Raw genomic sequence first — 15,843 nt, 5'->3', positions numbered from 1 at the left:
GACGTATAATCTCTAAAAAGTCAAATATGTAAATAAAAATAGGTGTTCCAGTTATTGAAACACCTTTTATGAATAGTAATTAGAGTTTTATCAGTCGCCTGCTGATAAGATGTTGACCTACTTGAATATGTAAGATATATACACCGGCGGGTTGACCGCTCAAATTTAGTTGAGTACTCAACTGGAGGGTATCTTGTCTCAAAACCGAACCGCCTTTTTCATTTACCAGTAGGAGGGTAGCTGGTTTGCTCATCAGTGACGGGTCGATCTGGACATTAACAGTAGAGAGAACGGGAATTGGATAAACCTTAATCAGTTCAGCCAGCGGTTCAACTGCCAATAAGGGATTTACCGTGACTACAAGTGAGGCAGGAAGTGATAAACTTGGACCACATCCATTAGTCAGCGCTGTAATTCGATACGTAGTCGACTTCGGTGGCCTTGCGTCTATAATATGCGGATTAGCGTTAGTGAGAATCTCCTTTACCGTGTTGGCAACAGTGCTACTGTCACGGTATGAAAATGTCCACGGTCCATCACCAGTAAAGGCAATAGCTAATTTTACCGCCTCTCCTTCGTAAATAGTTGCTGTGTTGGTGGCTAAAGTCGCGCCGGGCAGGGGCCTGATAGTCAGCGGAGTAGAGCTAGGTGTGCCTAGGATGGGAATTTTTGGGTTTGTAGCAATTACGCGCACCAGATAGGAACCCGCCGTAGCTGTAGCAGGGATCGAGGCTGAAATTTGTCCACCGTTTACCTGCGTATTTTGCAGATCAGTATATTGGATTCTTGAGGTATCTGCCTCCGGGCGAGCTAGTTGCACACGAAACGAGCTTCCGGGGTTGAACTGGCCGGTAGTGAGAAATGCCGCAGACAGGATGCTTCCGGCACAGACTGTAGAAGAAAGTAACGACTGAACCTGAATGGTAGGTACAAGCACTACGACGGTGGCCGTGCTTATGGGAAGACCAACACCGCAACGGTTATTTACTTCGGTAACCTGATAGGTTGTTGTGCGAGTGGGTAGCACCAAAATCGTAGTGTCTTTCACTGCCGAACCTGTCAACGACTGGCTAAGGCCGGTCGAGATTTTGTACTGGTACGGACCAACACCCGTAAACTTTAGGCTAATTGGAGCTTCTATGCCAAGATTGACCGTTGTTGCTCCCAACAAAGCCAGCGTGGGCGGACCCTGTACAAATACTCGAATCATAGCACGGGGACTTTCACAGCCGTTAGCACCAGTTTGAGTGACATAATAAGCGTCTCCGTCAGGGTTTTTTGTCGTTTCTGTGGTGAAAGGCACGGGTGCCGTCGTTGATATAACGCCGGTGGGGCCAGTCCATTTGAGTCCGGTTCCGGTGGCTTCAAGTGGGGCGGCACTGCTGCCTTTACATAGCTCAAGCAGTGTTTTGGTCAGCGCGGGGAGGGGTGTAGTCATAATTGTGACGGTCAGTGTGGCTTTGAGGCCGCTACAGCCATCTGCCGTTTGGCTAACCTGATACGCAAACGTTGCCCCCTTGTCTGTAGCTGGGGTTGGTCCTGTACTGCCAATGCTTTTTCCATCGGTGTCGTACCAGGTAAGGCCAGAACCGGCTGCTACTAGCGGACTAGCTTTGGCAAACTGGCAAAGATCAACTTTGGTGACACCTGGAGCCGAAGGCAATGCTTTTACCGTAACGGTCAACGGTGCTCTGGGTCCTTCACAGCCATCAAGGCTCTGACTGACATAATATATTGTTTGGCCAGCTTGTCCGGAGTTAACCAGCGGAGCGGTATTACTGGCTTCACCACCTGTACTAACTGGATACCACTTCAACCCCTGCCCTTCGGCGGTGAGTACAGGGGCTGTTTCATTCTGGCAAATCGACCGTGCCGACGTACCTGGCGCATCAGGTGTTCGCTTTACAGTCACCTTGATCTCAGCCCGATTGCTCTCGCAGCCATCTACAGTTTGCGTAACGAAATAGCTGACCGTACCAACAGTCTGCGCAGTAGGCGTGGGCGCATCTGTAACGGACTGATTAGTTGGTAGTGTCCAGCGTAGTTGCGTTCCTGTGGCACTTAAGGGGCTGGTGGGTTGATTCTGACAATAGGCTATTTGTCCTACCACACTAGGTTGAGCTAGTGTAGCTTTTACGGTGACTAAAACCTCTGCTCGATCGCCTTCGCAGCCATTTAATGATTGAGCTACATAGTACCGGAACGTACCTGCTTGATCTGTTGCTGGTCGGGGTGCAGTAGCGGAGCTAGTACCCCCCGTTGCATTTACACCGTACCAAACAAGGTTAGCGCCCGTATTCGCTGTTGCTGAAAGTAAATCGGCTGTCTGGTTCTGGCAATAGGTTATGGTGTTGTTCGTAATTGTCGGTTTTGTAGGTTTTGGATTGACGTCAACCTGAATAGTCGTTTCCGTTTCAGCATAACGAGGGCCACTCACATTACAAGACTTTGTTCCGTCAATTACATCATAGCGTAATCTGTAAGAAGTCCTACCTGGAGTAGATGTTGACGGGGTTGGGGCATTTGGAGTATATGTTGCCCCCTGCTCTGGGCCGAGGTATATTACCCGGTAGTTCTCAATGGGTGGTTTATGCCCGTTTGTATTTAAAGGTTGCGCCAGTTCGCCTTGGCAATATGTTATTCTGCCAGTGAATGCATCGAATTGATTTGCAGGACTTGGACCTACCCCAGGCACAAAAAGTGTACGTATGGTTGTTGGTATCCTCGCACTTTCGCACCCATCTACTGTTTGCGTCGCATAATAGGTAATCTCATTTACAGGATATTTGTAAGTACCAGAAGATCCGAATGAGTTGTAAATGAAGTTAAAACTTGACTCTGTTCTTGAAAAGTAGTTTGCTTGCGCACCATCTGCATTATAAAGCGATGCTGTTGCTCCTACGCTTATCTCTACATTAATAGGAAGCACACTTCCACCTAAATTGCCACCAATAGCTTGACAAATAGTCTTAACAGAATCAACTTTAGGGACCCCTGGTCTGCCTTTTACTGTCACCGTTACACTACTACGTGGACCTTCGCAGCTATTAATTTTTTGTGAAGCGTAATACAGTTTTGCGCCGATTGCATCTGTGTTTGGTCGCAAAGTGCTTACACCCGTGCCTCCCGATGGTTCCGTGTACCAGGTTATATTCTGCCCTGTAGCTACAAGCGAATTAGCAGTTGTACTCTGACAGGCTGCTACATTGGTTGAGCTTAGAATCGGAGCAGGCGGGATAGGATTCACTGTGACCGTTACCGGTACGCGCTGGCTCTCGCAATTGTTTCCAACTGTCTGGGCCACGTAAAAAATCTGAGTTGTAGCGTTGTTAGTTGTTGGCGTTGGCGCTGCCTGTGAACCAATACCACCTGAAGATGCTGTATACCAGAGCAGTGACCCACCACTGGCCGCAATGGCTGAAAGTGGTGACGCCTGCTGACCAACGCAGTAGGTCGGATTAGTGGCAGTTGGAACAACTGAAGCTGCCTTTACTTCCACCGTAATTTCGGCCCGGTCACTCTCGCAGTTGTTTAATATCTGCGCCGTATAGTATTTGAACGTACCTGTCTGCGTAGTTGATGGTCGGGGCACTGTTGTCGTGGCTGTGCTGCCCGTAGGCGTTGTATACCACAGAATGGAAGCTCCGGTTTCAGTGGCACTCGCAGCGAGTAGATTGGCTGTTTGGTTCTGGCAGTAAGTAAGGGTTGAAGTAGATAAGGAAGGCTTGGCCGGGCGGGCATTGACATCTACATATAGGTACGTTCGCACATTGGGCGCAGAAGGGGAATAGATGGGTGTACACGATCTTGTTGGGTCAATAGCTTCGTACTGCAACGCGTACATTGTGCGGCCGGGGGTATTAGTTGGAGGCGTAGGCGGATTGGGCGAAAAGGAAGAACCGAAACCATCTCCAAGTTGATAAATAATGCGGTAATTCTCAATAGCCGTTTCAACCCCTTTAACATTCAAAGGTACGGCAGTTTCTCCCTGGCAATATGCAATTTGTCCATACTGAGCGGTATATTGGTTAGCTGGATTTGGTCCTCCTGTAGGCCAGTAAAGTGTACGGACTTTGGTTTGTGCTCTATCACTTTCGCAGCCATCCAGAGTTTGTGTGGCATAAAATAATCGCTCAACGATAGTGAAATTTGGCGTAGTAGGTGATCGCTGAAAATCGCCGTAGCGAAAGTTAATGGTGACCACGTCGCCAAAGCGAGTAGTTGGGTAGTACCCCCCGGCTGGGTTTCCTTCAGGAGTATACATAGAAGCTGAAGCACCGGCGGCAACGGTTAGACTCACGCCAATTGAACTTGCCTGTTGCATAGCACTAACAGGCTGGCAAATCCGGTTGACAGAATCAATTTTAGGCACTCCCGGCTTAATCTTGACAGAAAGTTGTGTGTTGCTGGCTGTACCAATGACGGCGGGGTTGCTGGCCGTAACACGTACCCGGTAGGTTGTACCCGCTGCTGTACTGGCCGGAATAGTAGCCGTAACCGTGTACCGGCCCGTAGCATTATTGAAACTGGCCCCGCTCGTCGGGATGTTGACATACTCACTGCCATTCGAGAGCTGTACCGTAAACGCGTTGCCAGTCAGGTACGTACCCGAAGCAGTAAAGGGCACATCGAGGGTAGAGCCGGGGCAGATGCTGACAACAGACAGTGTCTGTGTAGTGATCGTATTTTGTGCAAATGCCACACCTACACAAAGCTGTAGCAGAACGATTAGAGATAAATAATGTAAACGTTGAAGCATAGAACGTGATTAAACAGGTTGAAAAATAGATAAAATCAAAACTACAAACGTATAGTGTGGTTACATAACGCCCGTCCATTTATCTATACGGGTTATGGGCGAAAGGTCAGTGGTGAGCGCGGAAAAAAGTGTACAGGGCAGAAACAGGGTCTCGTCAACAAACCTTTTGGTGATACAGTACGTAGATACATCGGAACATAACCTATGACTTTATCATGGAGCCGATGCTTGCTCAATTGACTACTGCGCTGGAACCCACACGCCAGCGCCTGCTCAGCCACCCCGTCTACGCCACCGTCCACGACCTCGACGGGCTGCGCGATCTGACTACCTACCACGCCTTTGCCGTTTGGGATTTTATGTCGCTCCTGAAAGCATTGCAGCGATCACTCACCTGCGTTTCTGTACCCTGGATGCCCGTTGGTGCCGGGAGTACACGATATCTCATCAACGAGATCGTGACCGGCGAAGAAAGCGACGAAGCCCCGGCCTGGCTCGGTGTGGCCAACTCGCACATTAGCCACTACGAACTTTACCGGATCGCCATGCAGCAACTGGGGGCCGATACGTCGCCCATCGATCAGTTTACAGACCGGGTTATGGCTGGAACGCCCATCCGGCAGGCACTACAGGAAACCGACGTACCTGAGGGGGTTCGGCAGTTCGTCCAGTATACGTTCGACGTAATCGCCACCGGTAAACCACACGTGATGGCGTCTGTCTTCACGTTTGGCCGCGAAGACCTGATTCCCGATATGTTCCTGCACCTGGTGCGTGCCCTTGACGCCGATGCGCCAGCGCAACTGCGGACCTTCCGCTACTACCTGGAACGGCATATCGAAATCGATGGCGATCATCATAGTCAGTTGGCCATGCAGATGGTGACCGAACTCTGTGCCGACGATGCCACCCGCTGGCAGGAAGCTACCGACTGGGCCATTCGCGGTATGGAAGCCCGCATTGGCCTCTGGAACGCCGTCTGCGAGCGCGTAGCTGTTGTGAATTAGGGGATTGATCAATTGCTTTCCTGCTCTAGGCCCTTCGACCGGCTCAGGGTGACAGGAAACTCAGGTACGTCTATGATGACCTTGAGTGGGATTGTCACCCTGAGCCGGTCGAAGGGCCTAGAGCAGGAAAACAATTGATCAATACTCATTAATCAACTAATCATCTACTCAACCCTTTTGCCTGCTTCATGAAGTCGGCGAGCGTGCCTTTGATGGTTGTCACTACCTTGCTCTCGTTAAACATCGGGTTGTCGCTCTTATCCAGAATCTTACAGCGAAAAGCGACTTCAACGGGCGTGTCTTTCTTGTCGAACAGCATTTTGGGTAACAAGCCCAGCGACTGGCCCGGCTTCACGGTCATGGGCACCACGAAGGGCGTTGATCCCTGCTTCTTGATCAGGATCGGCTCCGGCTGGTCGCCTTCGGCAATCTGTTTGCCATCGATCGTTACGGTATAGTGCGTATCGGTGATGTTGAACGGAAATTTGTTTTTGTTGGTGCAAACGATTTTGGTTGCCACGTCGGTCCGGTTCAGGCCAAATTTGCCCAGATCAATATCCGCGATCTTGAATTCCGGGATATAGAAGACCGGAGCCCGTATCGACTGGCTTACCGTGAAGGTACGTTCACCTGCAATGGGTACGTCCAGATCAAACGTGGTGCGTATCCGGTAATCGGTGCTGTCGGTGCCCGCTGCTTCGAGACGTTTCAACACACCGACCATCTTTTTGGTGTAGAGTTTTGCCGGTAATGACAGCAGCGTACTGTCCTGCGATTTCACATCGATGGTTTTGTCATAGGCGTCTTTGGCGACTTCCTCGTTGTTGATATACAGCGTGTAGTCTACTTTTCGGGCCTTGAAACCAACGGGCAACGGGTTGTCGATGAGCAGGTGCATGTTCAGTTGAACCGACTCATCCGTCAGGTTGGTCACATCGAAGCGGCTCAGTTCCAGCCGGGGTTTGAGCGTTCCGTCATAAGCACCCCCTTCCGACTGCGCCTTATTTTTCAGCGTGTTGTAGTAAACGTACCCGCCGATACCGAGCAATAGTAGTATGCCAATTGTAATGATCCATCCCTTTTTCATAGCGTCGCGTTTAGATCAGAACCCGCGCAACAGCCAATGGTTGTAACTAGTTACGCTACGTACCTGAAGCGATGGTCGCCCGCACTGCCGGTTTACAATGGCATTCCGACAGCACGAGGACAGTGATAGAAAGAAGGTCTATTAATTCAGGTGGACCAGCGCTGATTTATACACGCGCAACTCCAGTGTGTCGAGCCACTGATTGAGCGGTTCGCTCTTGTCGCGGGCATTGATCAGTTCGGCATCGACCTGGCGGAGCAGGAAATACAACTCATGAATGTGGCACCATTGCCGGTTCAGGGCGTCGGCCTGATCGGTGGTGGCAGGCAATTTGCGGCTTTCGGCGGTAAGCCGACGCAGGCTCTGCCGCAGGTGGTACCGCAGGGTCATCAACCGGCTGGCGATTGGCAGTGTTTGCGGCTGTTGCTCTAGTTTCGAGATACTCCGCGAGAGCAGGGTGTTGCGCTGATTCAGTTGATCAGACACAACCATCCAGGCCTGATCGGCCTGAAGTGATTCAAACGTTACGGTTCTCATGTTAGGTAGCTGTTACAATAGCAAATCTATTCATTTGACAGAATATGACAATAGTCCGTTTAGTCGATAGCCTAATTAAATTTTGACAATTGGTTGTTTCGCCAAACAGAACGGAGGGATGACGTAAATTCAGTGATATTGACTGGTTTACCCGTAAACAATACGGCTTCTATTTGTGATAATGCGCTCAAAGGCTTACCTTTGCGGACTCATTTCGGAAACCGAACCAAGTCCTGTCAATGGCAAATCATAAGAATACCAAAAAAGCAATCCGTACCAACGCCAAGAAGCGTCTGTTGAACCGGTACCAGGCTGTCACTAGCCGTAACCTCGTGAAGAAACTTCGCGCCACGTCAGATCACGCTGTTGCCAGCGATCTGCTGAAGACCGTGATCTCGAAACTCGACCGCCTGGCCAAGAAAAACATCATTCACAAGAACAAAGCAGCCAACAACAAGTCGAAACTGACTCGTTTGGTTAATAAACTGGCTCCTGCTACTGCTGCGTAAGTAGCACAGCCCCGGTGCATGTTCTTCCGGAAACAGACCTTATCTGCCAAAGCGGGTAAGGTTTTTTGTTTGTAGGTACGTTACTTTTAGGCAACGAAAGTTGTCGCTAAACCGTAACCTATGAACCCATATCAGCCGCTTCGCAGCATCAAAAGCTGGGCAGAAGAAGACCGCCCCCGCGAGAAATTAATGCTGAAAGGGACCGCCGCCCTGTCTGACGCCGAACTGGTGGCCATCCTGATAAACTCCGGCACGGCCGAACTGTCGGCAGTCGATGTGGCGCGGAAGGTGCTGGAAGGCGTGGGCAACAACCTGCACGAACTGGCTAAACGGAGCGTCAAAGACCTGTCGAAGTTTCGCGGAATTGGCGAAGCAAGGGCCATTAGTATCGTCGCCGCGCTGGAATTGGGCCGTCGTCGGCGGGAGCAGGCGCCTGTCGAGCGGCACCGTATTACCTGTTCACGGGATGCCTACGAAGAGTTGCGCCCTTACTTGATGGATAAGCAGCATGAAGAGTTCTGGGTGTTGCTCCTCAATCGGGCCAATGAAGTGATGCGACCCGTTCAGGTCAGCGCCGGCGGCGTATCGGGTACCGTTGCCGATCCTCGTTTGATCTTTAAGGTAGGGCTGGAATATTTGGCGAGTGGCGTAATTCTGGCGCATAACCACCCGTCGGGTAACCTCACGCCCTCGCAAGCTGATAAAGACCTGACCCGTAAACTCAAAGAAGCCGGCCGTTTCCTGGATATTCCCGTTCTTGACCACCTCATCATCACCGATCGAACGTACCTGAGCTTCGCTGATGAAGGAATTTTGTAATTGGTTAATTGGGAATTGGTTAATTGCTTACGCTGGGCCCTTCGACTAGGCGTAAGCAATTAACCAATTCCCTCAATCCCCAATCAACCAATCCCCTAATAACCAATACACCAACTCCATGAAAAACATCATTTTCGACCTTGGCGACGTCATTATTCCGATTGATCTGCGGGCGCCGCTGCGGAATTTCGCTCAGCTAGCCAATCGGTCTGAGGAAGAAATGGAAGCCCTCTGGAAAGAGCATGGCATCTGGAAACAGTACGAAACCGGCCTCGTCGATGATGAGGCATTCAGGGCGGCTGTCCGGTCGCTGGTCCGGGATGAATCGGATGAGCCTGACCGCTGGGCCGATGAGGTGATCGACACCGCCTGGAACAGTGTTCTGCTCGATTTACCGGTTGAGCGGATCGAGAAGATAAAGTCGTTGAAGGGCAAATACCGGCTGCTTCTGCTCAGTAATACAAACCCGATTCATATTCGGGAGGTGGATAATCGGCTGGCAGAGTTAGGGCAACCGTCGCTGGAGTCTATCTTTGACCAGGTCTTTTATTCGCATATTGTCAGGATGCTGAAGCCGAACCCCGACATTTACGGCCATGTGTTGGCGCAGGCTGATTTAGAGCCTTCGGAGACGCTTTTTCTGGACGACAATCTGTTGAACATACAGGCAGCAGCGGCGTTAGGTATCCGGGCGGTGCATGTGGTGCCACCCAAAACAATTCTGGATTACCTCGATGAGATCGGGGAATAAATAAGGTTGCCGTTTTCAGTTAGTTGAAAGGGCAAAATTCGTTTTATGCAGACACGCAAGTACCTCATCCATAGTATCTTATTTTTAGTTACCCTGGCCACTACTACCGCATCTGGTGCCGAGTGGATGTTTGGCCGTTTCTTTATTCCGTTTCCCGGTACCACGCCTATGGGCTGGCGGGAATTTATGGCAGGCTTCAACTTCTCTATTCCTTTCCTGACGGTGCTTACCGTTCACGAATTCGGTCATTACTTCGTTGCCAGGGCCAATCAGGTACGTGTCACGTTGCCCTATTACATTCCGTTCTGGTTTGGGCTGGGCGAAAGTATCGGCACAATGGGGGCGTTTATCCGTATCAAGGATTACATCAGCAGCCGCCGGAAATACTTCGATATTGGCGTTGCCGGGCCGTTGGCGGGCTTCGCCGTGGCGCTGGTGCTGCTCTGGTACGGGTTTACGCACCTGCCGCCGATCGACTATATTTTCACGATTCACCCCGAATACAAGAAGTACGGGGCGAATTATGGCGAGTTTGTAACCAGGAGCCTGGCCGAAGCAAAAGCGAAGGGGTTAGACGTATCGGCGGTGGCCTTTGGCGATAACCTGCTGTTCTGGTTTTTCAAGAAATACGTGGCCGACCAGTCGTTGCTGCCGCATCCTTACGAAATGATTCATTACCCGTATTTGCTGGCGGGTTACCTCTCGCTCTTCTTCACCTCGCTGAACCTGATTCCCATTGGTCAGCTCGACGGTGGTCACGTGCTGTATGCCTTGATCGGCAAGCGGAAATTCAATGCGCTGGCCCCGATATTCTTTGTCGGATTCGTCTTTTACGCGGGCCTGGGCTTTTTCCGCGTCTCTGATTTTGCCACGGGCGACGATGCCACTTTTGGCGATCAGTTGTACAAACTGGTACTCTACGCCGCCGCCCTTTTTCTGGCTTTTTCCCGCATCAACGACCGACCAATTACGGCGTTACTCATTGCCCTTTCCGTCATCGTTGCTCAGTTTGCGGTAACATTTATGTTCCCCAAGGCAGAAGGCTACATCGGCTTTATGGTGTTTGCTATTGTACTGGGCCGCTTTCTGGGCGTCTACCATCCCGAAACAGAGCAGGACGAACCCCTGAGCACAGGCCGCAAACTGATCGGCTGGCTGGCATTGCTGGTTTTCATCCTTTGCTTCAGCCCCAAGCCGTTTATTCTTTGAAAGAAAGTCTACCCAAGATGAGGCTTCACCGCGGCTTCGAGCTTGCCGATCGATTGCACGCCTGACATACGCCAGACCACCTTTCCGTCTTTAAACAGGATCATGGTTGGTACACTCTGAATCTGGAATTTAGTAGCAACCGGACGGGCACGGTCAATATCGACCTTTACGATCTTCAGCTTGTCGCCGGTGCGGTCGGAGAGGTGTTTCAACGTGGGGGCCAGTGCTTTGCAGGGGGCACACCAGGTTGCGAAAAATTCGACCAGCACGGGTTCGCCGCTTTTGATGAGGTCAGAGAAGGGGAGTTGCTGATTGGCTTTGTTCATCGGTTTGTTGCCAGGTACGTTATGCCTGCAAATTGAACGTATAGGACAAACCACACCAGGTACGTGCTGAGTTCCAATGTACCGCTACGGCGTTCGTTCCAGCGCCTGAATTCGGCTCAGGTACGTGGTTGGCAACAGAATGCGCTGAACCAGAGCCCGTAAACCCAAAACGCGGGCCGTGGGGTAGATCCAAAGCAACTTTGCCAGCCAGGGGCGTTGCGGCAAATCGAGCAGGTGAATGACCGGAGTGGGCACCAGTAGGCTTTGCGCCTGCCTGAGCAGGTTGTATCGCCAGTCGCCAATTTCTTCGCGGTACCGCCGGAAAAGCGTATCGGTATACTCGCTGCGTTCCAGGTCGTGGGCCAGATGGGTTTGCCGGTCGGCCTGCCAGTCGGCATAGGTCAGGGGCAAATCAGGTACGTTCATACCGTCGCCAACGCGGCGGAATACGTCGAAGAGTTCGGTACGTTCGGCGTCGGTAAGGGGGCGGTGAAGCAACGTATAGGCCCGTTCCGAATAGTCGATGAGCATATACAGCACATCTCGGTAGGCCCAGTCGGGAATAGCGTAGCCACGTTTGTTTTCAACCCCGGTATGGATCGACGCCATTCGGCCAACGGCCTGCCGGGCTTTCTGCTCGTCGGCGAAAACGATCTGCTGCGCGTACTGCACCGTTGAAAATAACCGGCCAATGGGGTCGGCGGGTAATTTTCCGGTGAAGAAAAGCCAGTCTACCGCTTTATTGAGGGCAAATTCAGCGGCCGACCCGGCGAAGACAAGCAGAATGACGTCGGCATCGCCCCAGATGCGACGGACAATAGAAGGTTCCTGAACGAAAGCCACGGCGATAGAAGGCTGATAAAGCTACGGTTTGTTGTCATTAGGCTTCGCCGTCATTAAGTCATTACATGGTCATTTATGGTAAACAACGAATGACCATGTAATGACTTAATGACGGCGAAGCCTAATGACGCCGCAGGTTAATTCAAAGTACAACAAACTCAACGCGGCGGTTCCGGCGTTTATTTTCTTCTACGTCGTTGGGGGCGGCGGGTCGGGTATCGCCGTAACCCGCATGGCGAAGGCGTTCTTCTTTTATGCCTTTGGTAACCAAGTAGTTGGTAATTACTTTGGCCCGGTTCTCCGACAGGAACTGATTGAGCCGGCGGTCGCCTACGTTGTCGGTATGGCCCGCAATTTCGATCTTCAGTGCAGGGTCGCCCTGGAGGGTACGCACCAGCTTGTCGAGCTGCTCGAAGGATTCGGGGCGCATGCGGTAGCTGCTTTGATCGAAATACACTTTGTCGAGCTGAATGGCTTTGCCTTTCGTCAGTTGCCGGAAAACGGTGTCCGTTTTGTCGAGCGGAACCGAGTAGCCGTAGGTGGCGCAGGTATCGCAGGGGGCCACCATCACAAATTCACCTTCATCATACCCCGATGCCGACGCGATGACCAGCAGTGAATCGGCGCGGGTCATGATAAACTCAAAATCGCGGACGGGCGTGGCTGGCCCGGCGTAATCTTTTTTAGCCAGGTAGGCATGTACTTTAAATTGCGCGGGAAGACGGGTTCCGGTTTTTGCGTCGACGGCCGCTAGCGAGAATACCGTATTTGTTGGCTTGTTCGACAGGATAATTGGCGCTTGCGGGGCCTGCCCCAGCGCAAGGCAGGGCAGCAGCAACAGCAGGTAGAATAAACGAGGCATAGTTTATGTGATATGGGTCGTAGAAAGGCACTCAAATTTCGGGCCGAATTGAGCGAACGGCCGCTACCCGTTTTAGGCGCAACATACGGCCGTAGCTGATCGTTTTGTACCTTGACAACCTAAACACAGCGAAACAATGGCTAAAGCACAGGATGCCCGTTCCGAGAAAAAGAAGGAACCGGCCAAATCGCCGAAAGAAAAAAAGGCGGCGAAGCAGGAAAAGAAAAGCGAGCGCAGCCGCCGTCAGGACTAAAAGAACTGAACGAGGTTTACCAACGCACCAGGTCCCATACGATCTGGTGCGTTGTGGTTTTATGCCATGTATACGCCCCTAATGCCTTTATTTGTAGCAAAACTGCCTCTCCATGCCCAATTGCTACGCGTTTTTACTCATTGTCGCCTGTTTTACCCGAAGTGCTGCCCAGTCTGTTTCGACAACTCAACCCAGTGCACTTACACAGCCTGCCGCTGTTCAGTCAGGTACGTCCCGCTCGTTTTCCATCGACGATGTGCTATCGGCACCGTACTGCCAGAATCTGTCGGGAAGAGGCAACCGGGTGATATGGGTCGTGAATGAGCGGGGTATGCGCAATCTCTACACGGCCACATTTCCCGACCCCACGCCCCGAAAACTCACCAACTACACCGCCGACGATGGGCAGGAACTTGGTGAGGTTACGCTCTCGCCCGATGGCCGGTGGGTTGCGTTTGTGCGCGGTGGTGGAAAAAACGGGCAGGGTACGCACCCAAACCCAAGCAGCGCACCCGCGCCCGTTGAGCAGGTCGTCTATGTATTACCCACTGCCTCGCCAGCCATGCCCGTGCGGGTGGGCGTGGGCAGCAAACCGGTTTGGGCACCCGAACCGGCCGGAACGCCCGGCGGCACGCAGCGACTGCTCTTTGCGCGGGGCGGGCAACTGTACCTGGCCCGACTCGCCGATCTGACCAACCAACGTACCCGTAAAGAGCCTGCATTACTTTTTACAGCGCGGGGTACGCAAGCCGATTATAGCTTCTCACCCGATGGCAGGCGCCTGGTCTTCACCAGCTACCGGGGCTACCATAACTTAATTGGTATCTACGACTTTGGCCAGCATCAGGTACGTTGGCTGGCCCCCGGCGTTGATCGGGATCAGTACCCGGCCTGGTCGCCCGATGGGCGGCAGGTGGCCTTTATTCGGGTGCCGGGGCAGCGGCATGGTGAACTGGAAAACATTCAGGGCGGCAATCCCTTCGCTATCTGGGTCACCTCCGCCGAACCGCTTGCCGACGGCCTGCCCGATCCGGGACGCATGCTCTGGCAGTCGCCCGCCGACGATGGAGGTTTTGCCCAGTATTACCCGACTGAGCCGCTTCGCTGGACGGTCACCAACCGCATTCTCTTCTTCTCGGAACATCAGCAGTGGATGCACCTGTACGCGCTGAACCCCGCCCTTGCTGGCGCCCCCGTCGATCTGACTCCGGGCGAAGCGGAAACGGAAGAAACCACGGTCTCGCCCGACGGAACGTACCTGTACTATAGCAGTAACCTCAACGATACCGATCGGCGGCATCTGTGGCGGGTACAGATCGAAACGGGTAAGCGCGAGGCAATCACTACCGTTAACTCGGGCGTTGACGAAGAAAGTAAAGGCATCGAAACAGACCCTGTATTGCTCGAAACAACAGCCGGGCAAACGCTGGTGTACCGCTCCGCTTCCTGGAATCAGCCAACGGGAATTGCGTATCTCTCCATCGGAATTCAACCAGAGAAGAAGCTATTCCCTGCCGAGTTGCCTGCTGCCTTTCCTTCGGCGTCGCTTACCGAACCCCGGTCGGTTACGTTCACCGCCGACGGAATGGTGGTGCATGGTCAGTTATTTCTGCCACCGGCTAGCGGCAGTAAAGCCCCGGCGCTGGTGTTTATGCACGGCGGCCCCATGCGGCAGATGTTGCTGGGCTGGCATTACCGGGGTACGTACTATGCCAACGCCTACGCCATGAATCAGTACCTGGCCGCGCAGGGGTACGTGGTTTTGTCGGTCAATTACCGCGCGGGTATCGGCTACGGCCGTGCGTTCCGGCGTGCCGACAAGCAGGGGCCGAGGGGTGCTTCGGAGTATCAGGATGTGGTGGCAGCGGCGCGTTACCTGCAAAAACGGCCGGAAGTGAACGCCACGCAGATCGGCCTCTGGGGCGGTTCATACGGCGGCTACCTGACGGCCCTGGGGCTGGCCCGTAACTCGGACCTGTTTGCCTGCGGCGTTGACCTGCACGGCGTTCACGACTGGTCGTGGCGGGGTAACATGTTTTCGCCGGGTGGCGGTTGGGGCATCGGCGAGGCAGAGACAAAAGAAGCGTTTACGTCGTCGCCTGTCGCGAACCTGGATTCGTGGCGGTCGCCCTGCCTGTTTATTCACGGCGACGATGACCGCAATGTGGCCTTTGCCGAAACCGTCGATCTGGTACAGAAACTCCGCGGCCGGAACGTACCCACCGAAGTGCTGATCTTCCCCGACGAGGTTCACAGTTTCCTGTTGCACCGCAATTGGCTGGCTATTTATCGAACTATGACTAAGTTTTTTGGGAAATACATGCCCGTTTCGCGTTAATCATAAAAAGTATTGATTCGTTACGCACATCTGGTCTCGAATTTGCGGGGCCAGTAGTGTCAACTCAACAGCTATGGATAAATATCTTCACTGTATTATGCTGGTCGATGATGACCCCGATGATAACTATATCCACCAGCTAGTCATCACCGATTGGGGGAAGTGCGATACCGTCCGCGTAGCTGAAACCGGTACCGAAGCACTTACCTATCTGGCCAATACGGCCCACCCCGACTATGTTCGCCCGGAAGTAATTCTGCTCGACATTAACATGCCCGGTATGAACGGGTTCGAGTTTCTGGAGGAATACCATCAGCTTGATAACCAGTTGAAAAGTAACGTGGTGGTGATGATGCTGACAACCTCGCTGAATCCCAATGACGAGCACCGCGCCGAGAAATTCAACGAAGTGACGGGTTACCGAAATAAACCGCTGACAAAAGCCATGCTTGACGATGTGCTGATCGAGCATTTTTCGTAAGTTAGCCTGAAGCAAGCAGCGGTGGCGTATCCGGTGGGTAGCCAATCAGGCTTGCTTCAGTT

13 protein-coding genes are annotated in these 15,843 nt (G+C 52.6%); 7 read left to right on the top strand and 6 right to left on the bottom strand.

Annotation, left to right across the window (positions count from 1 at the left end; genetic code table 11):
- Nucleotides 1–79 precede the first annotated feature (79 nt).
- Nucleotides 80–4,324, bottom strand: coding sequence for a T9SS type A sorting domain-containing protein (locus ACFE8Q_RS18275; protein ID WP_375446868.1), 4,245 nt, complete (start codon nucleotides 4,322–4,324; stop codon nucleotides 80–82).
- A 650-nt stretch (nucleotides 4,325–4,974) separates the two neighbouring features.
- Here ACFE8Q_RS18275 and ACFE8Q_RS18270 point away from each other — a divergent pair.
- A complete protein-coding gene (locus tag ACFE8Q_RS18270; RefSeq protein WP_375446867.1) occupies nucleotides 4,975–5,766 on the top strand; it encodes a DUF3050 domain-containing protein in 792 nt (263 codons plus the stop codon).
- 160 nt (nucleotides 5,767–5,926) lie between these two features.
- Here ACFE8Q_RS18270 and ACFE8Q_RS18265 read toward each other — a convergent pair whose 3' ends face one another.
- Nucleotides 5,927–6,853, bottom strand: a complete 927-nt coding sequence (locus ACFE8Q_RS18265) for an LEA type 2 family protein (protein WP_375446866.1) — start codon at nucleotides 6,851–6,853, stop codon at nucleotides 5,927–5,929.
- Nucleotides 6,854–6,994: 141 nt separating this feature from the next.
- On the bottom strand, nucleotides 6,995–7,390 hold the full coding sequence (locus ACFE8Q_RS18260) for a hypothetical protein (protein WP_375446865.1): 396 nt from the start codon (nucleotides 7,388–7,390) through the stop codon (nucleotides 6,995–6,997).
- A gap of 239 nt (nucleotides 7,391–7,629) precedes the next feature.
- Between ACFE8Q_RS18260 and rpsT the strand changes: the two genes are divergently transcribed.
- The 4 genes from rpsT to ACFE8Q_RS18240 all read left to right on the top strand — a co-directional run bounded on the left by rpsT (nucleotide 7,630) and on the right by ACFE8Q_RS18240 (nucleotide 10,678).
- Nucleotides 7,630–7,899 (top strand): 30S ribosomal protein S20, encoded by a 270-nt coding sequence (rpsT, locus tag ACFE8Q_RS18255; protein ID WP_375446864.1) that lies wholly within the window; start codon nucleotides 7,630–7,632, stop codon nucleotides 7,897–7,899.
- A gap of 120 nt (nucleotides 7,900–8,019) precedes the next feature.
- Nucleotides 8,020–8,718: a DNA repair protein RadC gene (gene radC, locus ACFE8Q_RS18250; RefSeq protein WP_375446863.1), complete on the top strand. Its 699-nt coding sequence runs from the start codon at nucleotides 8,020–8,022 to the stop codon at nucleotides 8,716–8,718.
- 118 nt (nucleotides 8,719–8,836) lie between these two features.
- Nucleotides 8,837–9,469, top strand: coding sequence for an HAD family hydrolase (locus ACFE8Q_RS18245; RefSeq protein ID WP_375446862.1), 633 nt, complete (start codon nucleotides 8,837–8,839; stop codon nucleotides 9,467–9,469).
- Nucleotides 9,470–9,514: 45 nt separating this feature from the next.
- The gene (locus tag ACFE8Q_RS18240; protein ID WP_375446861.1) at nucleotides 9,515–10,678 is read left to right on the top strand and encodes a site-2 protease family protein; all 1,164 of its coding nucleotides are present in this window, start codon (nucleotides 9,515–9,517) and stop codon (nucleotides 10,676–10,678) included.
- Between the two features lie 8 nt (nucleotides 10,679–10,686).
- Here ACFE8Q_RS18240 and trxA read toward each other — a convergent pair whose 3' ends face one another.
- The 3 genes from trxA to ACFE8Q_RS18225 form a co-directional block, all read right to left on the bottom strand.
- Nucleotides 10,687–11,004: a thioredoxin gene (gene trxA, locus ACFE8Q_RS18235; protein ID WP_375446860.1), complete on the bottom strand. Its 318-nt coding sequence runs from the start codon at nucleotides 11,002–11,004 to the stop codon at nucleotides 10,687–10,689.
- Nucleotides 11,005–11,088: 84 nt separating this feature from the next.
- Nucleotides 11,089–11,847, bottom strand: a complete 759-nt coding sequence (locus ACFE8Q_RS18230; protein WP_375446859.1) for an oxygenase MpaB family protein — start codon at nucleotides 11,845–11,847, stop codon at nucleotides 11,089–11,091.
- A gap of 142 nt (nucleotides 11,848–11,989) precedes the next feature.
- Nucleotides 11,990–12,709 (bottom strand): OmpA family protein, encoded by a 720-nt coding sequence (locus ACFE8Q_RS18225; protein WP_375446858.1) that lies wholly within the window; start codon nucleotides 12,707–12,709, stop codon nucleotides 11,990–11,992.
- A 365-nt stretch (nucleotides 12,710–13,074) separates the two neighbouring features.
- On the opposite strand from ACFE8Q_RS18225, the gene ACFE8Q_RS18220 reads away from it, so the two are divergent.
- The gene (locus tag ACFE8Q_RS18220; RefSeq protein ID WP_375446857.1) at nucleotides 13,075–15,300 is read left to right on the top strand and encodes a prolyl oligopeptidase family serine peptidase; all 2,226 of its coding nucleotides are present in this window, start codon (nucleotides 13,075–13,077) and stop codon (nucleotides 15,298–15,300) included.
- A gap of 73 nt (nucleotides 15,301–15,373) precedes the next feature.
- Nucleotides 15,374–15,781 (top strand): response regulator, encoded by a 408-nt coding sequence (locus ACFE8Q_RS18215; RefSeq protein WP_375446856.1) that lies wholly within the window; start codon nucleotides 15,374–15,376, stop codon nucleotides 15,779–15,781.
- Nucleotides 15,782–15,843: the final 62 nt, after the last annotated feature.

This window comes from uncultured Fibrella sp. (genome assembly GCF_964250085.1).
Taxonomy (GTDB): Bacteria; Bacteroidota; Bacteroidia; order Cytophagales; family Spirosomataceae; genus Fibrella.
The sequence above is the reverse complement of the archived record's forward strand: the minus strand, read 5'-3'. Positions and strand labels throughout refer to the sequence as shown.